Raw genomic sequence first — 16,823 nt, 5'->3', positions numbered from 1 at the left:
CATGGCAGCATGGCCTGCCAGTTCATTCGCTGCAGCGTGGAATGCATTGCCTCGTGCCTGGCGGCGTGCGATGCGCTGCACATCTGTCGCGATGTCCGGTCGACACTTGCACCGGCTCGCATCACGAGGAGCTTCGATGCCCTACGTCCTGATCGTCGAAGACGATGCCGATACGCGCACGATGCTGGCGACGCTCGCGCGAACGCAGCAACTCGCCTGCGATACCGCCGCGACGCTGGAGGAAGCACGCGCGCTCGTGTCGACGCATACCCCCGATCTCGTGCTGTGCGATCTCGTACTGCCCGACGGCAACGGGATGGACCTGTTCGACGCGTTGCCCAAGCGCGCGCATTGCGAGATGGTGCTGACCACCGGCCATGCGAGCCTCGAAACCGCGATCGACGCATTGCGGCGCGGCGCGACCGACTATCTGGTGAAGCCGCTGAACATGCAGCGGCTGAACAGCATCTTCGCGCGCGTGCCGCGCACGACCGCGCTGCACGAGGAAATCGCGGAGCTGCGCTCGGAACTGCAGCGCCTCGGCCGATTCGGCCGCATGCTCGGCAGCTCGCCCGCGATGCAGGCCGTCTACGATGCGATCGGGCGCGTCGCGCGCACCGAGGCGTCGGTGTTGCTCACCGGCGAATCGGGCACCGGCAAGGAGCTTGCCGCGCAGACCGTGCACGACCTGAGCCTGCGCCGCCGCGGCCCGTTCCTCGCGGTGAACTGCGGTGCGATTGCCGCGAACCTCGTCGAGAGCGAGATGTTCGGCCACGACCGCGGCAGCTTTACCGGCGCGGAGCGCCAGCACAAGGGCTTCTTCGAACGCGCAGACGGCGGCACGCTGTTTCTCGACGAGATCACCGAGATGCCGCTCGAATCGCAGGTGAAGCTGCTGCGCGTGCTCGAGACGGGGCGCCTCACGCGGCTCGGCTCGACGCGCGAGATCGACGTCGACGTGCGCATCGTCGCCGCGACGAACCGTGACCCGGAAGCTGCGATGGCCGACGGCAAGCTGCGGCCCGACCTGTTTCACCGGATCAACGTGTTTCCGATTCCGCTGCCGTCGCTGCGCGAGCGCGGCGACGACATCCCGATGCTCGCCGATGCATTCCTGCAGCACTACAACGAGGAAAGCGGCCGCAACCTGCGCTTTGCGCCGGCCGCACGCGAGGCGCTGAAGACCTACGAATGGCCCGGCAATGTACGCGAACTGCGCAACTTCGTGCAGCGCGCGAGCATCTTCACCGACGCCGACGTGATCGACACGCTGCCGCCGCCGATCATGGAGGAACTGTCCAGCATGGTCGATTCGCACGAGGATCGCGTGACGGTGCCGTTCGGCACGCCGCTCGAGGAAGTCGACCGCAAGCTGATCCTCGGTACGATCGCGCAGTGCGGCGGCGTGAAGGCGCAGGCGGCCGAAGTGCTCGACGTCAGCCTGAAAACGATCTACAACCGGCTCGCGCAACTGGAAGACGAAACGGAGAAGCCGGACTCCTGATGCCGTCGCGATCACACTCATGCTCCCGTTTCCGCATCACGCGTGCGCAACCGGCGACGGCATCGCCGGGATGCGGCGGGACGAGCCCGCGCGCCGGCTCGGCCGTCGCGTGAATCATCCCGTGGCGGGCGGCTGCGCGGCCGGTTCCGGCCGGCCGTCGCGCGTCGTGCCGGTCGGCGGTGTTCGGGGTCGCGGCCGTCGGCCGGCCCCGCAGGAGCGTGTCCGATGACCGATCTTCCCCGGCGGCAGGCCGGAAACTACGCGACGGCCGCGATGCTGGTCGCGATCGCGACCGTGCTGCAGGTGCTCGCGATCCGCTTCGGCGGCGTGAACCTGCCGTTCGTGATGTACTACCCGCTGCTCGCAGGCGCCGCGTGGGCGACGTCGTTCCTGTTCGGGATCGTGTCGACCGTCGTCAGCGGGCTGCTCGTGTGGACCCTGTTCCTGTCCGATCCGGCCGCCTATCCGGCGCCGCTGCCCGAGCGGCTCGTGCAGCTCGGCACCTTCATCCTGATCGGTGCGCTCGTTTGCGCGATCGCGTCGATGTTGCGACAGACACGGATCACGAACGATCGCGCGCGCCGACACGAGGCAGCTTTACGCCGGCAGCTCGAAGCCGTGCTGAGTGCGCTGCCGCACGGCGTGATCGCGGTCGACACGAAAGGGCGGCTGACCTATATCAACGCGGCGGCGGCCGAACTCGCCGGCTGCCGGCCTGGCGACGCGGCGGGGCGGCCGGTGCGCGACGTGCTGCGGATCGTCGATCGTGACGGCCGCCGCGTGCAGACGACGCCGCTCGATCGCGCGCTCGACGGCGCGGACGCGGTGTCCGACCGGCACTGGCTGCAGCGTGACGGCACCGGCGATCCGGTGCCGATCGTCGAGGTTGCCGCGCCGCTCGGCGATCCGGACGGCAACCTCGACGGCGCGGTGCTGCTGCTGCGCGATGCCGGCGCGGATCGCGCACGCATCGACGCGTCGCGCTTGCAACGCGCGGTGGTCGACGCATCGCCGGACGCAATCGTCGGCATCGACGCGAACGGCCGCATTGCCAGCTGGAATCCGGCCGCGCAGCGAATCTTCGGTTACGACGAGGCCGACGCGCGCGGCCGCATGTTCGACTCGCTGATCGCCATGCGCTGGTTGCGGCGCAATCCGCTGGCCGAATCCTTCGAAGCGATGCGCGATCCGGTCGGGCCGCTCGAACTGCTGTGCGTGCGGCGCGACGGCCGGCGTTTTCGCGCGACCGTATCGGCGTGCCCGGTACGCGGCGAGGCACGCGAATGCGTCGCGCTGTCGCTGACGCTGCGCGAAACCGGTGCGCAGCGCCGGCGCGACCTCCGCGCGCAGCGCTCGCTGCGGGGCGCGCGCGACGCACGCGACCAGGCCGATACGTCGAACCGGCTGAAGGACGAGCTGCTGGCGACGGTATCGCACGAGTTGCGCACACCGCTGAACGTGATCTATGGCTGGGTCGAGGTGCTGCGCAATTCCGGCGACCAGGCGCTGCAGAACCAGGCGATCGATGCCATCGACCGCAGCGCGCGTTCGCTCACGCGGATGGTCGGCGACATTCTCGATGCGTCGTCGCTCGCGACCGGCAAGCTGCGCCTCGACGCGACGCCGGTCGACATCGTGCGGCTGTTCTCCGATTCGGTCGGCGCGTTCCAGACGGCTGCGTCATTGGCCGGCATCGAGCTCGAATTCGATTGCGAGACCTCGTCGTGCATCGTGTCGGGTGACGCCGAGCGATTGCGGCAGATGTTGTCGAACCTCATCTCGAACGCGCTGAAGTTCACGCCGGACGGCGGCAACGTGACGGTCGGGCTCGCGCTCGACAACGCGCGGGTGATCCTGACCGTGACCGATACGGGGCAGGGTGTCGCGCAGGAGTTCCTGCCGTACGTCTTCGACATGTTTCGCCGCGCGGACGATTCGCCTGCGTCGTCGCGACGCGGCCTCGGTCTCGGCCTGTCGATCGTGCGGCATATCGCCGAGTTGCACGGCGGCCGCGTGACCGTCGTGAGCGCGGGCCGCAATCGCGGCACGACCTTCACGGTGACGCTGCCGGCCGGCTGGCAGCCGGTCGGCGCGATGGCGTGGGGGCTCGCGCAGGCGGGCGGGCAGCGCGAGCCGCTCGTGCTCGATGCGCAGCGGATCCTGATCGTCGACGACGATGCGACGACGCGGGCGAGCCTCACGGCCGCGCTGACCACGTTCGGCGCGTCGGTCGCGATCGCGTCGTCGGGCCGCGAGGCGCTCGCGGTCGCCGCCGACTTGCGGCCGACCGTCGTGCTGTCCGATCTCGCGATGCCGGACGGCGACGGCTTCTGGCTGCTCGATGCGTTGCGGCACGGGGCGACGAACGGCGACAGCGGTCCGCCCGACGTTTGCGTGCTCGCGGTCACCGCGCATGCCGGCCTCGCCGACCAGCGCCGTGCGCTGGAGGCCGGGTTCGACGGCTATCTGTGCAAGCCGGTCGACGTGCGCGAACTGGTGCACAAGATCGCGCACGCGACGAAGCGCGACGACTGACGCGCCGGCCGCGGTTGTTTGACGTCGAGGGCGCCGGTAGTCACGACCCTCTCGCACGGATGTGAACCGGGAAAGATGTCGCTGCCGTCGACGAACCCGCGTTTTATATCGCAGTCCTCCATTGAGCGTTTACGTCGCGGTGCGCGAGTACGCCACGGCATCGTGGCCGATGTCGTGCTCCACAGATTGCTTCGCAACGTCCGCAACTTGAATCCTCCCGCCCGCGTCCACACCGCCGGCTCCCCGCAACCGCGATACGTGTTCACTGACCGGCGCGCCTCCTCGCCGGGCGATGCCCCTGAGGTCCGGCCCGCGCAAACGGGCCGACGCAGCCGCCGGTCGGCAAGCGGCATACCCGCACCGCTGCGGGGGAAACCGCCGGCCGCCATGCCGAAAAAATTACAACGCATTGGATGAAAGCGCGTCCGGCCGGCGATTGCCGCCAGCACCGGGCGGCGCTGCCGCGGCACGCGGTTTGCGCCCGTGATGTCCGCCCGCCGGCCGTGCCGGCTCGACGAAAGGAGGTCACGATGAAGGTATTCCAGCTGCAAGCCCGCTCCCTGCACATCCGCCGCCATCGCGCGAAGTGTGTCGGCATGGCGATCGCGATCGTCGCGGCTAGCGCCTGCGTCACGGCCGTGCCGAACGTGTTCGCCGCCGGCGACGACAGCGCCGCGTCGTCATCCATGTCGTCATCGTCATCCACGTCGTCGCATTCGACGACCGGCAGGAAGATCCGCGACGCGACGATCACGACCAAGGTGAAGGCCGAGCTCGTCGGCACGAGCGGCCTGTCGTCCGGCGACATCCACGTGAAGACGCGGCACGGCATCGTGATGCTCACCGGCAGCGTGCCCGACGAACAGCAGCGCACGCAGGCCGTCGGCGTCGTGAAGCAGGTGGACGGCGTGCAGGACGTGCGCGACCAGCTGACCATCCGGGCCAAGTAACGTTGCCGCAACAGGAGTTCCGTCATGAACTGCATGCTCAAACCGGTCGGCGAGCAGACGATCGTGATCACCGGCGCGACGAGCGGCATCGGCCTCGTCACCGCGCGCAAGGCCGCACGGCGCGGCGCGAAGCTCGTGCTGTTCGCGCGCAATGAGGGCGCGCTGAACACGTTGTGCGAGGAAATCAGCCAGCACGGCGGCCTCGCGGTGCCGGTCGCCGGCGACGTCGCGAACCTCGAGGACGTGCAGCGCGCGGCCGCGAAGGCGGCGGACACCTACGGCGGCTTCGACACCTGGGTCAACAACGCGGGCGTGTCGATCTTCGGCACGGCGGCCGCGGTGCCGCTCGAGGATCAGCGCCGCCTGTTCGAGACCAACTACTGGGGCGTCGTGCACGGCTCGCTCGTCGCGGCCGATCACTTTCGCCGCAAGCGCGATTTCCACGGCGGCGCGATCGTCAACATGGGCAGCGAGGCATCCGATGCGCCGGTGCCGCTGCAAAGCGCGTACGCCGCGTCGAAGCACGCGGTGAAGGGCTTCACCGATTCGCTGCGGCTCGAGATGGAATCGGACCACCTGCCGGTGTCGGTCACGCTGATCAAGCCGGCCGCGATCGACACGATGTTCGTGATGCACGCGAAGAACTACATGAACGTCGAGCCGAGGCTGCCGCCGCCGATCTATGACCCCGACCTCGTGGCCGACGCGATCCTGTTCGCGGCCGCCCATCCGCGCCGCACGCTGTTCGTCGGCGGTGCCGCGAAGCTGACGTCGGCAAGCGCGTATCACGCGCCGCGCCTGTTCGACCGTGTCGCGGCCACGCTGTTCTCGCGCGGCCAGCGCACGGTGCGGCCCGCGCGCCCGCGCGACGACAACGCGCTGTACGACTCGCGTCATGCGCTGCACGAGCGCGAAGGGATGGACGGCCCCGTGCTGCGCAGCTGCGCATACAACACGGTGGTGCAGCGGCCGAAGATGGCCGGCGCGGTCGCGCTCGGCGCGGCGGCGCTCGTGTTCGCCGCGCTTGCGCGTGCGCGCCGCGGGCCCGCGTGATGCCGTTTCCGTTCATTCGATCAAGGAGGTTTCGATGACATCCCGACAACACACGGGCCACGAACTCAGCCGCGCCCGCGCGCACGAAGGCGAGCGCGCGCAGCAGGACCACGACAAGGGCGGGCACCAGACCGGCCACGGCAAGCCGCCGGGCCCGGTCGACGTGCAGAAGGCGCTGAAGGGCATGGACTACCCGGCCAGCAAGGCGACCATCGTCGAATGCGCGCAACGCTCGCATGCGGCCCACGACGTGCTCGACATGCTCACGCGCATTCCCGATCGCGAATACGACACGCCGGCATCGGTGTCGAAGGAGCTCGGGCGGCTGATGTGAGCCGTGCCGCCATCGTGCCGTGCGCGCTCGCGCGCGGCGTACCGCGACAAGGAGCACGAGCATGGCGATGATCGTCGCAGGCCGCTTCACGACGTTCGATGAAGCCGAGAGCGGGGCGCGCAGCCTTTACGAGCGCGCGTTCGGCACGGACGACGTGTCGATTTTCTTCCTGAACCCGGGCGGCCAGCACGCGCGCTTTCCGATCGGCGGCGACGTCTACGCCGACACGGCGGCGAAACCCGGCGGGCGCGGCGCGATGGTCGGCGCGATGCGCGGGTTGCTGATCGGCGCCATCGTCGGGGTGGCCGTCTATGCGGTGGGCGTGCGCTACTGGTTCGTGCCGGCGGCGGGCGCACTGGCCGGCGCGTACCTCGGCGCGCTGGGCGGTGCGCTCGGCCGGATGCGCGGCGAGCAGGACGAAGGCAAGGGCACGCTTGCACGAAGCGAGACGGGCGTGATCCTCGCCGCGCATGTGACGCCGGACACGGCCGCCACGGCGGAAGACGTGCTGCGCGCGACGGGCGCGAAGTCGATCGAGCGCGTCGACGGCGACTGGCAGGACGGCAAGTGGCGCGATTTCGATCCGGTGCGCCGGCCGGACGAAGCCGCACGACGACGCGGCCGGTGACATGGGCAGCGGCAGGCTCGCCGGCGAGGCCGCGCCCGTGGCCGACGGCGCGAGCGACATGACGGGGCAGACGCTGCACCCGAACGGCGGCTCGATCGTCGGCGGCTGAAGGCGATCGGTGGCCGTCGGTGGGCATCGGCGGCCGCTTCCACGCAAGTGCAAGGAGAAGGCAGATGAAACATCCGAACTGGACGACCGCGGCGCTTGCCGCGGGCGTGCTCGCCGTATCGGGACTCGCCGGCGCGCAGGCGCCGAGCGAGCCGCCCGCATCGAATTCGCATGTGCCGGGTGGCGTGATCAATCCATCGTCGGGCGCGGGCGCGGGCGACGCGCGGATCGCGAAGGCCCCGCAAGGCGGTGACGCGGAATTCATCGACAAGGCCGCGATCGCCGGCAAGGCCGAGGTGCAGGCCAGCCAGCTCGCGCTGAAGCAGGCGCAGTCGCCGGACGTGCGCGTTTTCGCGAAGCAGATGGTGAGCGATCACGGCAAGGCGAATGCACGGCTCACCGAGCTCGCCGCGCGCAAGGGCATGAAGCCGCAGGTCGAACAGATTTCAGACCCCGACGTCGAGGCGCTGCGCGGCAAGAATGGCCGCGACTTCGACGTCGCGTATGTCGCGGCGGTCGGCCCCGACGCACACCGCAAGGCCGTCGCGCTGTTCGAAGGCGAGGCGCGCGACGGCAGGGACCCGCAGCTGCGCGAATTCGCGAGCGCCACGCTGCCGACGCTCAGGCATCACCTGAGCATGGCGCAGGCGCTCGAACGCAAGGTGGGCGCGCGGTAACGCGTGCCCGTTCAACCCCGGGCCGCGTGCGGCCCGTTTTTTTCGGAGAGGCAGTCATGGCCCATCGGCAACCGAAACACGAAGGCATCCGCGAATTGCTCTGTCAGGCATACGAAACCGAGCTTGGCGGCGCGAAGCTCTACGAGGCCGCGCTGCAGTGCGCGACCGACGGCGATCTGCACAAGGAATGGGAGAAGTACCACCGCGAGACACAGCATCATCAGGAAGTGCTGCGCAAGGTGTTCGAGACGTTAGGCATGGACCCCGATGCGCAGTCGCCCGGACGCAGCGCGGTCGCGGCCACCGGCAAGGCGCTGGTCCACGTGATCGAGCAGGCGCGGAAGCAGGCCGATCCGGCCGTCGCGCAGGTCGTCGCGGCGGAGTGCGTGGTGCTCGCCGAGACCAAGGACCACCTGAACTGGGAGCTGATCGGCTACGCGGCTGACCAGTTGTCGGGCGATGCGGCGAAGACATTGAAGGACGCGCATGACGAGGTCGAGGCCGACGAGGATCACCACCTGTATCACACGCGCGGCTGGGCGCGCGAGATGTGGATCGAATCGATGGGCTTCAAGGCCGTGCTGCCGCCGCCGGAGGAAGTGAAGAAGGTCGAATCGGCGGCGGAGGCGGCGCGCGCCGAACGCTCGCGCGGCAAGATGATGTGACGGCAACGGGGCCGCGGCCGGGGCGTTGCCGCTCCCGGTTGCGGCGCACGATGATGGCCGCCGCGAGCTGCACGGCGATCGGTTCCGGCGACAGAAGAAAGGAGCGGCGCGATGCAACCCGACCCCGGCGACGATCCGGCCACCGCCCGGCATCGCGCGTGTTCTCCAGCGCGATCGGAGCGGTGCCGTAGCGCACTGAACGCACGTAACGCACCTCACCTTCCGCCGTCCCAGCTTGCAAAAAAGACGCCCCGCGCGAGCGGGGCGTGTAGAAAGGAAAGCGGATGGCACCGGCGAACCGGCGCCGCATCGTCGTGCGATCAGTGACGGTCGCGCGCGCGCGGATCGTTCAGTTCCTCGGTCGGGTCGGTCAGCCCGAGTTCGTCGCCGCCGCTCCAGTACGGCGCGCTGCCGTAGAACTCGTGCAGCGGCTCGGCCCATTGCGGATCGGCCATCGCCGGCCAGTGGTCCTTGTCGAACCCCGGCGCGTTGCGGATGCGCTCGGACGACACCGACAGCAGGAAGCATTTGCGTTCGGTGTCGAGCGTGAGCGCGCTCCACGGAATGGCGTGCAGCTTGTCGCCGATGCCGAGGATGCCGCCGCTCGACAGCACCGCGTAGGCGACGCGGCCTGAGCGCACGTCGAGCATGATGTCCTTGATCTTGCCGACGTCGTCGCCGTCGGTCGTATAGACCTTGTCGCCTTCCAGCGTATCGGCCGCCATCACGTCGGGGCCGGGGCCGGCCGCCGTTGCGGCGCCCTTGCCGATGATGCGGGTCTGACCTTGATCGGAAGTGTGCATGGTTTCCTCCAGGCTGCGTGGGGCGCGACGGTGCCCGGGGCGGGCCCTGCGGGTCGCGCGGGTAGCGTGCGGCGCAAGGATCGCGCCGTCACGTCTGCTTCGGTTGCGACACGCCTTCGAGCGTGTTCGCGACGTCGTCGCGCGCCGGGCCGGCCGAGCGCGTCGCGATGTCCGCGAGCGACAGCATGCCGACCAGCCGCTTGTCGTGATCGACGACGGGCAGGCGGCGCAACTGCGCGTCCGCCATGTAGTGCTGGATCTCGTCGAGCGAATCGTCGTCGAAGCACCATTCGATCGGGCCCGATGCGACTTCGTGGACCCGCGTTTCCGGCGGCTTGCCGGCCGAGATCGCGCGCACCGCGAGATCGCGGTCCGTCACCATCCCGATCAGCCGGTTGTTGTCGCACACGGGCAGCGCGCCGATGTCGTAGCGCTCCATCAGTTGCGCGGCATGACGGATCGAGTCGGTCGGCGCGATGCGCACGACGTCCTGCGACATGATTTCGTTGACGCGATGCATGACTTCCTCCTTGCAGGTGGGGATGGCGAATTCGTCGGTGGAGTCCGCAAGCCGCGTGCCTTCCTGCACGCGCGGTTCGCTTGGCTCCATCACGCGCCGTCGTCGCGTTCGCGCGGGCTCCGCCACGGCCCTTCGTCGTGCGTGCCGGGCGGCGTGTCCGGTTCGATCCGCGTGACGCCGCCGGTCGCCGGCGGGTCGCTTGCCGGAAACGTGTCCTCGAGCTGCTTGTCGATATGGCGTTCCGAATGGCGCGTGCGCGTGCGGTCCTGGTGCTTCAGCGGCGGCGTCGGGTCGGGATGCCGCTCGTGGGCCGGCGCGTCGTGGCCGGGCCGGGTCGAATCCTTCATCGCGAGGCTCCGTATCGGTGACGAGGAGCCGGGATGGCCGCAACGGCCGTGCCCGGCTCGCGGACGCGGCACACGACTTGCCGTATCGACTGCGATGACGACGCGCGGCCCGACCGGTGCCTGCCGTGCGCATTTCGAGCGGAGGCACGATGACGATTCCGAAACGACGACCAGGCGTGCGTTATGAGATCAACGTATGCGGCGGCGGATTCGATTCGGTGAAGAGCCATTTCAACGAATGGAAACACGAACCGCTGATCTACCGGCCCGAGCGCCGGATGTTCGAGGGCAAGGCCGACGTGCGGCCGTTGGGCGACGAGACGTTCGGTTCGACCGAACCGGCGCGTTTCGCGCTGCAGCGCGCATGCGAGCCGTCCGATTCGTATGCGCTGGCGGCGTGCGTGAAGGACAACGGCCGCGAGCTGTGGCTCGTGATGGCCGCGTACGACGCATAACGACGTGCTTGAAAGATTTGCAGCGAGCGGTGTAGCGAAGGCACGACGCGTCGCATGGGGCCGCGCGGGTTCGCGCCGTCGACCGCATGCGGGCGTCGCGACCGGACGGCATGCGCATTGCGGGACTTCCGTATCCAGTCACGACCGCCGCACACGATGCCGATCCGAACCCGCCCTGATGGAATGCCGATGAAACACGATCCCGCCCAATGGCTGCAGCGGCCCATCCCGCCGTTCCCCGACCTCGAGCCGGACCCCGACGACCCCGATCCCGACGACTTGCCGCCCGACGTGCCCGAACCGCACCGGCAACCGGCAGGCGATCCGCCCGGGACTGCGCCGCCCGAGCGCGAACCGCCGTCGCGGCAGCCGCCCGTGCATGCGCCGTCGGTCGGCGGGATAACGCGACTGCATGCGGAGGCGCGGCGATGAGCGTCCGCGTGAAACCCGGCGTGCTGCGCGAGATCGCCGAGACGCTCGGCCGCCATTTCGAAGCGCGCGCGATGCCGTTCCACATCGAGGAGCGGCCGGCCGGTGCATTGCATATCGGCTTTCGCGTCGACGGCCATCCGGCGTCGCTGTCGGTGACGTTCGACGCCGACGCATTCGCCGCGCTCGAGCGGGCCGGCATCGAACGGCAGCGCGGCACGCTCGCGCGTGTCGCGGCCGAATTCGACACGATGATGGCGCGCCGCACGCCGACCGCCTATGCCGGCGATTTTCATTTCAACCGGCTCTGAGCCATCGATCCGACGGAGGTATTCGATGAACACGATCCAGACGATACGCGCGGGCGCCCTAGCGTTCGCCGCCGCGTGCGCGCTGGCCGCCTGCACGCAACCGACGAACGGCCCCTACGGTGCGCACGGGGCGCCGCCCGCACCGCCGGATGGCCGCGGCGCGCAGTCGACCACGACGATGCCGGACGCGAATACGCGCTACGACACGCGTCCGTCGCCGGGCAACATGATGCCGCAGGGCGCGGCCGGCGGTGAACCGGCCGACGTCCCGCCGCCGGGTCCGAACGGTGCGCAGGGCGACCGGCCGTTGCCGGGCACGCCGCCGCCGATGCAGTACTGATCGAGCGTTTTCCACGCATCACGTACGGCAGGTGGCGGCGTTCGGGGGGCACATCCGGATGCCCTTCCGGACGAGCGAATGGCGTGCCCCAAAACTTGCCGCGGGCTTGTAAAAAAGCGGCCCCGGCCAGCGTCGAAGCGGGGTGCGGACCCGCGAGAACTGCGAGGCGACGCGCTTCGCCGAATTGGCACGAAAGCTGCGTAAGTCGTGCAGACGACCTAACGCGAACCGAATAATCAGGAGGCTTTCGATGCCCGTCTCGCTTGCGTTGCAGATGCGACAGCATCTGGCACTTACGCCGAGGCTTCAGCAGTCGCTGCGGCTGCTGCAGTTGTCCTCGCTCGAATTTCAACAGGAATTGCGGCAGGCGCTCGACATGAACCCGTTTCTCGAAGACGGCCCGGGCGACGAGGAAGCCGCCGACGGCGCGCCGGAGCAGCCGGCGGAAGCGGCCGCGCCCGAAGCGGCGCCCGAGCCCGAGGATGTCCGGCCGCCCGACGGCGAGGTGCCGCTGACGGCGGCGCCCGCGCCGCGCGGCACGAACCGCCAGGGCGACGATGCGGACGGCCTGTCGCCGGGCGAATGGATCGCCGCCGAACCGTCGCTGCATCAGCAGTTGCACGACGCGCTCAGGCTGTATCCGTTGAACAGGCGCGATCGCGAAGCCGCGCGCATCGTGATCGACGCGCTCGACGACGACGGCTATCTGCGCCAGGAGCTCGCCGAGCTGCGGGTCGCGGCCGATCCGGCGCTGCTGCTGTCGGAGCAGGATCTCGCGATCGCGCTGCGGCTCGTGCAGATGCTCGACCGCCCGGGGATCGCGGCGCGTTCGCTGTCCGAATGTCTCGTGCTGCAACTCGACGCGATTCCGGCCGGTACGCCGGCGCTCGCGGAAGCGAAGGCGATCGCGCACGAGCATCTCGAACGGCTCGCCCGCCGCGAGACGGCGGAGATCCAGCGGCGTCTCGGCTGCAACCCGCAGACGATGCACGCCGCCTGCGCGCTGGTGCGCGGGCTCGACCCGCGCCCCGGCAGTCACTACGGCAGCACGCGCGGCGACTACGTGGTGCCCGACGTGATCGTGCGCCAGGTGCGCGACGAATGGATCGTGACGATCAACCCGGCCGTGCTGCCGCGCGCGCGCCTGCACGAGCGCTACGCGACGCTGTTCGCGCAGTCGAGCGGCGAGCGCGATTCGCCGCTCGGCCAGCAGCTGCAGGAAGCGCGCTGGCTGATCCGCAACGTGCAGAAGCGCTTCGACACCATCCAGCGCGTGGGCGAATGCATCGTCGCGCGGCAACGCGATTTCTTTCGTTACGGCGAGATCGCGATGAAGCCGCTCGTGCTGCGCGACATCGCGGAAGAGCTCGACCTGCACGAATCGACCGTGTCGCGCGCGACCGGCAACAAGTACATGGCCACGCCGCACGGCACGTTCGAGTTCAAGCATTTCTTCCCGCGCAAGCTCGAGGCGGCCGGCAAGGGCGTGTGCTCGGCGTCGGCGGCGAAGGTGCTGATCCGCGACATGATCGCGGCCGAGCGGCAAACCGAGCCGCTGTCCGACGTCGCGCTCACGGAGAACCTCGCGGGCCGCGGCATTCTTCTTGCGCGTCGTACGGTGACGAAGTATCGGCAGGCGATGAAGATTCCGGCGGCCGACCTGCGGCGTCGCGATGCCGCGTGACGTGACGGCTTGCCCGCCGAACCGATCTTCGACCGCGCGCGGCGCCGCCCGTCGTGTCGGCCCGCGCATCCATCCACGACAGGAGTGCAACCATGCCAGCAAAATCCCAGGCCCAGCAGCGTGCCGCAGGCGCGGCGCTGTCGGCGAAGCGCGGTGAAACGAAGATGAAGGACCTCAAACCGCCGGCGAAGTCGATGGCCGAGTCGATGAGCGAGAAAGAGCTCGAGAAAATGGCTTCCACGCCCGTACGCGGCAAACCGAAACACAAGCACGATGCGTGACCGACGACGACGTTTGGTGACGACCGCTGTCATCCAGGAGGGTTCCATGCTTCGATACGCCATCATCTTCTTCATCATCGCGATCGTCGCCGCCGTGTTCGGCTTCGGCGGGATTGCGGCCGGCGCGGCCGAGATCGCGAAGATCCTGTTCTACATCTTCGTCGTGATCTTCCTGGTCACGCTGCTGCTGGGCGTCGTGCGACGATGAGTGCCGCGCCCGACCGGTCGCAGCGCGTGGCCGAACTCGAACACGCGCTCGCGATCGGCTTTCCGTCGCAGTCGACCATCGTCGTGCGCGCGGACGACGCATCCGGCGGCCTGACGATCCAGGTGTCGTGGGTGCGCGTGCCGTCCGACGAGGACGCGCGCGAATTGCGTTGCGCGGTCGACCTGCGGTTCGATCCCGACGTCGTCGATCGCTACGTTTTGCTCGACGCGGCCGACCGGCTGCGCGTGCGCACGCAGTTGTGCGACCGCGCGCGGCGCGCGGTGGACGAGCGCAAGCCGCGCGTCGAGGATGCCGCGATCGAATGCAGCGTGACGCTCGACGTGACACGCGCCGAATTCGACGCGGCGCTGGCCGCGCCCTGAATTCGCAGCCGGCGTCGCGGGCGCGATCGCGGCCCGTCGTACCGGTTTTCGCTGCCGTCCGCATGCCAGCGCCGCGGCGCGGCGGTTTGCGTGGCGGCTGCCCGTCCGGCTGCTCATTCGAATGCAACGAGGATCTGTCGATGACCCGTTCCCCATCCGCCGGCAACACCGCGCCCGCGCAGTCGACCGACCGCGCGAAGTCGCGCCGGCCCGGCGAACACCGCTCGCGGCCCGACCACGAAGCGCCGTGTACCCGCCCGGTCACGCGGATCGCAACGCCCGGCGCGCGCCCGGCGCCCGTCGAGCAGATGCGCGACGCGCTTCAGGCCGCCGCGCTGCCGGCCTAGCGCCGCGCGATCATGGACATCGTCGTCGCGCTGTTCGGACAGGGCCGGATGCTCGGCCCCGGGCAGATGGCGCTGCGTGCGATCGTCGTGTCCCTGGTCGCGCTCGTGCTGATCCGCATCGCCGGGCGGCGCGCGTTCGGCCAGCGTTCGCCGTTCGACTACGTGGTCGGGATCCTGCTCGGCGCGATCCTGAGCCGCGCGGTGGTCGGTGCGTCGCCGTTCGTGGCGACCGTCGCGGCGTCGTTCGCGATCGCGCTGCTGCATCGCGCGATCGGCTGGGCCTGCGTGCGCTCGCGCCGGCTCGAGCGGCTGCTGGTGGGCGTCGAGCGCGAGGTGTATCGCAACGGCCGTTTCGACGACGCGCAGATGCGCGCCGCGCTGCTCACGCCGACCGACATCCGCGAAAGCGTGCGGCAGGCGCTCGGCGCGACCGACCTGTCCGACGTCGATGCGGCGATCCTGGAGCGCAACGGCCACGTCAGCATCGTGCGGCGCAGCCGCTGCCGCAGGCCGTGACTTTCGCCGGACCACACACGCCGCAAGGAGGGCATCGATGGCACGGATGATCTGGAAAGGCGCGATCAGCTTCGGGCTCGTTCACGTGCCGGTGCAGCTGTTCCCGGCCACGCGTACGGTGAAGCCGTCGTTCCGCCTGCTCGACAGGCGCTCGATGGACCCGGTCGGCTATCGGCAGATCAACAAGCGCACCGGCCGGGAAGTCACGCGCGAGGACATCGTGCGCGGCTACGAGTACGAGAAGGAGCGCTATGTCGTGCTGACCGACGACGAGATCCGCGCGGCGAACCCCGAATCGACGCAGACGGTCGACATCGTCACGTTCGTCGACGAAGGCGCCGTGTCGTTCCTGTATCTCGACACGCCGTACTACCTCGTGCCGGACCGCAAGGGCGAAAAGGTCTACGCGCTGCTGCGCGATGCGCTGAAGGACAGCGGCAAGATCGGCATCGCGCACGTCGTGATGCGCGATCGTCAGCATCTCGGCGCGCTGATTCCGGTCGGGCCGCTGCTCGCGCTCGATACGCTGCGCTGGCAGGAGGAACTGCGTCCGCTCGACGAACTGTCGGTGCCGGCCGGCGATGCGAAGCGCGCGGGCGTCAGTGCGCGCGAACTCGCGATGGCGAAGAAGCTGATCGACGACATGTCGGGTTCGTGGACACCCGACGAGTATCACGACACGTTTCGCGACGACATCCTCGACCTGGTCGAACGCAAGGTGCGCGCGGGCCGGATCGAGGAGATCGAGGACAGGCCCGCGCAGACGGGGCGCGCGGCGTCCAACGTGGTCGACCTGACCGAGTTGCTGAAACGCAGCCTGAAGGGCGGCAGTGCGCGGGCAGCCGAAGCGGACGACGAGGCGGATGCCGGGGCGCCGGCATCTTCGCGTGCCGCCGGTGCGCGGCGCAAACCGGCTGCGAAAGCGCCGACGAAAGCGCCGACGAAAGGGGCCGCGAAGGGTGCAGAAAAGGGTGCCGCGAAGGCGCCCGCGAAACGCGCGGCCGCGAAGCACGGCACGGCCGTGGCGCATCCGGCGAAGAAGATCGCCGCGCGCCGCAAGCACGCCGCATGATCGCGCAACGGAGAACGACGCGATGGCCGCGAAACTCGATCCCTATCGCCGCAAACGCCGCTTCGATGCGACGCCGGAACCCGAGGGCGCGCACGGACGGCATCGCGCGCCCGCCGACGCTGTCGCGCGGCAGTCGCGGAAGGCGGGAACGTCCGCGCGCACGGCCCGGCCGCTGCGCTTCGTGATCCAGGAGCACCACGCGAGGCGGCTGCACTACGACTTCCGTCTCGAACTCGACGGCACGCTGAAATCGTGGGCCGTGCCGAAAGGGCCGAGCGTCGATCCGGCGGTGAAACGGCTGGCCGTGCACGTCGAGGACCATCCGCTCGAATACGCGTCGTTCGAAGGCGAGATTCCGGCCGGACATTACGGTGCGGGCTCGGTCGTCGTGTGGGACGAAGGAACGTGGACGCCCGACGGCGGCGTCGCGCAGGCACGCGCGGGCTACCGTGCCGGCAAGCTGACGTTCCGGCTCGACGGCGCGAAGCTGCACGGCGGCTGGGCGCTGGTGCGCAGCGGGCAGCAGCAGGGGCGCCAGGAGCAATGGCTGCTGATCAAGGAACGCGACGACGACGCGCGCGATGCGGCGGCGTTCGATGTCGTCGCGCAGCGGCCGGGCAGCGTGCGTGACGGGCACACGCAGGCCGCGCGCGGGAAGGGGAACGCCGCGGTG

General features: G+C 69.5%; 23 protein-coding genes. 20 read left to right on the top strand and 3 right to left on the bottom strand.

The genetic code is table 11. The annotated features are described in order from the left end of the window. Positions 1-136 precede the first annotated feature (136 nt). The 8 genes from ABY44_RS35570 to ABY44_RS35535 all read left to right on the top strand — a co-directional run bounded on the left by ABY44_RS35570 (position 137) and on the right by ABY44_RS35535 (position 8,454). Positions 137-1,504, top strand: coding sequence for a sigma-54-dependent transcriptional regulator (locus ABY44_RS35570; RefSeq protein WP_027792509.1), 1,368 nt, complete (start codon positions 137-139; stop codon positions 1,502-1,504). A 225-nt stretch (positions 1,505-1,729) separates the two neighbouring features. Beyond that, positions 1,730-4,039, top strand: coding sequence for a hybrid sensor histidine kinase/response regulator (locus ABY44_RS35565; protein WP_060173598.1), 2,310 nt, complete (start codon positions 1,730-1,732; stop codon positions 4,037-4,039). Between the two features lie 530 nt (positions 4,040-4,569). Continuing rightward, a complete protein-coding gene (locus tag ABY44_RS35560; RefSeq protein WP_060173597.1) occupies positions 4,570-4,989 on the top strand; it encodes a BON domain-containing protein in 420 nt (139 codons plus the stop codon). Between the two features lie 24 nt (positions 4,990-5,013). Then, on the top strand, positions 5,014-6,042 hold the full coding sequence (locus tag ABY44_RS35555; RefSeq protein ID WP_059693362.1) for an SDR family oxidoreductase: 1,029 nt from the start codon (positions 5,014-5,016) through the stop codon (positions 6,040-6,042). Between the two features lie 34 nt (positions 6,043-6,076). Then, positions 6,077-6,376, top strand: coding sequence for a DUF2795 domain-containing protein (locus ABY44_RS35550; RefSeq protein ID WP_027792513.1), 300 nt, complete (start codon positions 6,077-6,079; stop codon positions 6,374-6,376). Positions 6,377-6,437: 61 nt separating this feature from the next. Continuing rightward, positions 6,438-7,004 carry a hypothetical protein gene (locus ABY44_RS35545; RefSeq protein ID WP_060173596.1) on the top strand — a complete coding sequence of 189 codons (567 nt, stop codon included), beginning with the start codon at positions 6,438-6,440 and terminating at the stop codon, positions 7,002-7,004. A 173-nt stretch (positions 7,005-7,177) separates the two neighbouring features. Further along, positions 7,178-7,789: a DUF4142 domain-containing protein gene (locus ABY44_RS35540; RefSeq protein ID WP_060173595.1), complete on the top strand. Its 612-nt coding sequence runs from the start codon at positions 7,178-7,180 to the stop codon at positions 7,787-7,789. 56 nt (positions 7,790-7,845) lie between these two features. Next, positions 7,846-8,454 (top strand): DUF892 family protein, encoded by a 609-nt coding sequence (locus tag ABY44_RS35535; protein WP_060173594.1) that lies wholly within the window; start codon positions 7,846-7,848, stop codon positions 8,452-8,454. A gap of 320 nt (positions 8,455-8,774) precedes the next feature. On the opposite strand, the gene ABY44_RS35530 is transcribed toward ABY44_RS35535, so the two are convergent. From ABY44_RS35530 to ABY44_RS35520, 3 genes are all read right to left on the bottom strand, one after another. Continuing rightward, a complete protein-coding gene (locus ABY44_RS35530) occupies positions 8,775-9,257 on the bottom strand; it encodes a PRC-barrel domain-containing protein (RefSeq protein WP_059693369.1) in 483 nt (160 codons plus the stop codon). An 88-nt stretch (positions 9,258-9,345) separates the two neighbouring features. After that, positions 9,346-9,777 (bottom strand): CBS domain-containing protein, encoded by a 432-nt coding sequence (locus ABY44_RS35525; RefSeq protein WP_027792518.1) that lies wholly within the window; start codon positions 9,775-9,777, stop codon positions 9,346-9,348. An 89-nt stretch (positions 9,778-9,866) separates the two neighbouring features. Next, entirely contained in the window at positions 9,867-10,124 is a 258-nt protein-coding gene (locus tag ABY44_RS35520; RefSeq protein ID WP_027792519.1) for a hypothetical protein, read from the bottom strand. A 149-nt stretch (positions 10,125-10,273) separates the two neighbouring features. Here ABY44_RS35520 and ABY44_RS35515 point away from each other — a divergent pair, with 149 nt between their 5' ends. The 12 genes from ABY44_RS35515 to ABY44_RS35460 form a co-directional block, all read left to right on the top strand. Continuing rightward, positions 10,274-10,579: a hypothetical protein gene (locus ABY44_RS35515; RefSeq protein WP_027792520.1), complete on the top strand. Its 306-nt coding sequence runs from the start codon at positions 10,274-10,276 to the stop codon at positions 10,577-10,579. Positions 10,580-10,768: 189 nt separating this feature from the next. Then, entirely contained in the window at positions 10,769-11,011 is a 243-nt protein-coding gene (locus tag ABY44_RS35510) for a hypothetical protein (RefSeq protein WP_060173593.1), read from the top strand. Next, positions 11,008-11,319: a hypothetical protein gene (locus tag ABY44_RS35505; RefSeq protein ID WP_060173592.1), complete on the top strand. Its 312-nt coding sequence runs from the start codon at positions 11,008-11,010 to the stop codon at positions 11,317-11,319. Before ABY44_RS35510 ends, ABY44_RS35505 begins: the two co-directional genes overlap by 4 nt. 25 nt (positions 11,320-11,344) lie before the next feature. Then, a complete protein-coding gene (locus ABY44_RS35500; RefSeq protein WP_027792522.1) occupies positions 11,345-11,659 on the top strand; it encodes a hypothetical protein in 315 nt (104 codons plus the stop codon). Positions 11,660-11,909: 250 nt separating this feature from the next. Beyond that, positions 11,910-13,343 carry an RNA polymerase factor sigma-54 gene (gene rpoN / locus ABY44_RS35495; protein WP_060173591.1) on the top strand — a complete coding sequence of 478 codons (1,434 nt, stop codon included), beginning with the start codon at positions 11,910-11,912 and terminating at the stop codon, positions 13,341-13,343. Positions 13,344-13,435: 92 nt separating this feature from the next. Beyond that, positions 13,436-13,624 carry a DUF3008 family protein gene (locus ABY44_RS35490; protein ID WP_027792524.1) on the top strand — a complete coding sequence of 63 codons (189 nt, stop codon included), beginning with the start codon at positions 13,436-13,438 and terminating at the stop codon, positions 13,622-13,624. Positions 13,625-13,670: 46 nt separating this feature from the next. Continuing rightward, positions 13,671-13,832, top strand: coding sequence for a DUF1328 family protein (locus ABY44_RS35485; RefSeq protein WP_027792525.1), 162 nt, complete (start codon positions 13,671-13,673; stop codon positions 13,830-13,832). Beyond that, the gene (locus tag ABY44_RS35480) at positions 13,829-14,215 is read left to right on the top strand and encodes a DUF3022 domain-containing protein (RefSeq protein WP_431643532.1); all 387 of its coding nucleotides are present in this window, start codon (positions 13,829-13,831) and stop codon (positions 14,213-14,215) included. Before ABY44_RS35485 ends, ABY44_RS35480 begins: the two co-directional genes overlap by 4 nt. A 140-nt stretch (positions 14,216-14,355) precedes the next feature. Next, entirely contained in the window at positions 14,356-14,562 is a 207-nt protein-coding gene (locus tag ABY44_RS35475; protein ID WP_060173589.1) for a hypothetical protein, read from the top strand. Positions 14,563-14,574: 12 nt separating this feature from the next. Continuing rightward, on the top strand, positions 14,575-15,078 hold the full coding sequence (locus tag ABY44_RS35470) for a DUF421 domain-containing protein (RefSeq protein WP_021161221.1): 504 nt from the start codon (positions 14,575-14,577) through the stop codon (positions 15,076-15,078). A gap of 37 nt (positions 15,079-15,115) precedes the next feature. Then, complete coding sequence (locus tag ABY44_RS35465) at positions 15,116-16,150, top strand: Ku protein (protein ID WP_060173588.1); 1,035 nt, start codon at positions 15,116-15,118, stop codon at positions 16,148-16,150. Between the two features lie 22 nt (positions 16,151-16,172). Continuing rightward, a partial coding sequence (locus ABY44_RS35460) for a DNA polymerase ligase N-terminal domain-containing protein (protein ID WP_431643531.1) occupies positions 16,173-16,823 on the top strand: 651 nt, incomplete at its 3' end.

The organism is Burkholderia sp. ZZQ-2 (assembly GCF_050768715.1).
GTDB lineage: Bacteria > Pseudomonadota > Gammaproteobacteria > Burkholderiales > Burkholderiaceae > Burkholderia > Burkholderia cepacia.
The sequence above is the reverse complement of the archived record's forward strand: the minus strand, read 5'-3'. Positions and strand labels throughout refer to the sequence as shown.

Bases quoted from the DNA above. Each gene is read 5' to 3' on its own strand.
- ABY44_RS35570 (WP_027792509.1), top strand. From the start codon at position 137: ATGCCCTACGTCCTGATCGTCGAAGACGATGCCGATACGCGCACGATG.
- ABY44_RS35565 (WP_060173598.1), top strand. From the start codon at position 1,730: ATGACCGATCTTCCCCGGCGGCAGGCCGGAAACTACGCGACGGCCGCG.
- ABY44_RS35560 (WP_060173597.1), top strand. From the start codon at position 4,570: ATGAAGGTATTCCAGCTGCAAGCCCGCTCCCTGCACATCCGCCGCCAT.
- ABY44_RS35555 (WP_059693362.1), top strand. From the start codon at position 5,014: ATGAACTGCATGCTCAAACCGGTCGGCGAGCAGACGATCGTGATCACC.
- ABY44_RS35550 (WP_027792513.1), top strand. From the start codon at position 6,077: ATGACATCCCGACAACACACGGGCCACGAACTCAGCCGCGCCCGCGCG.
- ABY44_RS35545 (WP_060173596.1), top strand. From the start codon at position 6,438: ATGGCGATGATCGTCGCAGGCCGCTTCACGACGTTCGATGAAGCCGAG.
- ABY44_RS35540 (WP_060173595.1), top strand. From the start codon at position 7,178: ATGAAACATCCGAACTGGACGACCGCGGCGCTTGCCGCGGGCGTGCTC.
- ABY44_RS35535 (WP_060173594.1), top strand. From the start codon at position 7,846: ATGGCCCATCGGCAACCGAAACACGAAGGCATCCGCGAATTGCTCTGT.
- ABY44_RS35530 (WP_059693369.1), bottom strand. From the start codon at position 9,257: ATGCACACTTCCGATCAAGGTCAGACCCGCATCATCGGCAAGGGCGCC.
- ABY44_RS35525 (WP_027792518.1), bottom strand. From the start codon at position 9,777: ATGCATCGCGTCAACGAAATCATGTCGCAGGACGTCGTGCGCATCGCG.
- ABY44_RS35520 (WP_027792519.1), bottom strand. From the start codon at position 10,124: ATGAAGGATTCGACCCGGCCCGGCCACGACGCGCCGGCCCACGAGCGG.
- ABY44_RS35515 (WP_027792520.1), top strand. From the start codon at position 10,274: ATGACGATTCCGAAACGACGACCAGGCGTGCGTTATGAGATCAACGTA.
- ABY44_RS35510 (WP_060173593.1), top strand. From the start codon at position 10,769: ATGAAACACGATCCCGCCCAATGGCTGCAGCGGCCCATCCCGCCGTTC.
- ABY44_RS35505 (WP_060173592.1), top strand. From the start codon at position 11,008: ATGAGCGTCCGCGTGAAACCCGGCGTGCTGCGCGAGATCGCCGAGACG.
- ABY44_RS35500 (WP_027792522.1), top strand. From the start codon at position 11,345: ATGAACACGATCCAGACGATACGCGCGGGCGCCCTAGCGTTCGCCGCC.
- rpoN (WP_060173591.1), top strand. From the start codon at position 11,910: ATGCCCGTCTCGCTTGCGTTGCAGATGCGACAGCATCTGGCACTTACG.
- ABY44_RS35490 (WP_027792524.1), top strand. From the start codon at position 13,436: ATGCCAGCAAAATCCCAGGCCCAGCAGCGTGCCGCAGGCGCGGCGCTG.
- ABY44_RS35485 (WP_027792525.1), top strand. From the start codon at position 13,671: ATGCTTCGATACGCCATCATCTTCTTCATCATCGCGATCGTCGCCGCC.
- ABY44_RS35480 (WP_431643532.1), top strand. From the start codon at position 13,829: ATGAGTGCCGCGCCCGACCGGTCGCAGCGCGTGGCCGAACTCGAACAC.
- ABY44_RS35475 (WP_060173589.1), top strand. From the start codon at position 14,356: ATGACCCGTTCCCCATCCGCCGGCAACACCGCGCCCGCGCAGTCGACC.
- ABY44_RS35470 (WP_021161221.1), top strand. From the start codon at position 14,575: ATGGACATCGTCGTCGCGCTGTTCGGACAGGGCCGGATGCTCGGCCCC.
- ABY44_RS35465 (WP_060173588.1), top strand. From the start codon at position 15,116: ATGGCACGGATGATCTGGAAAGGCGCGATCAGCTTCGGGCTCGTTCAC.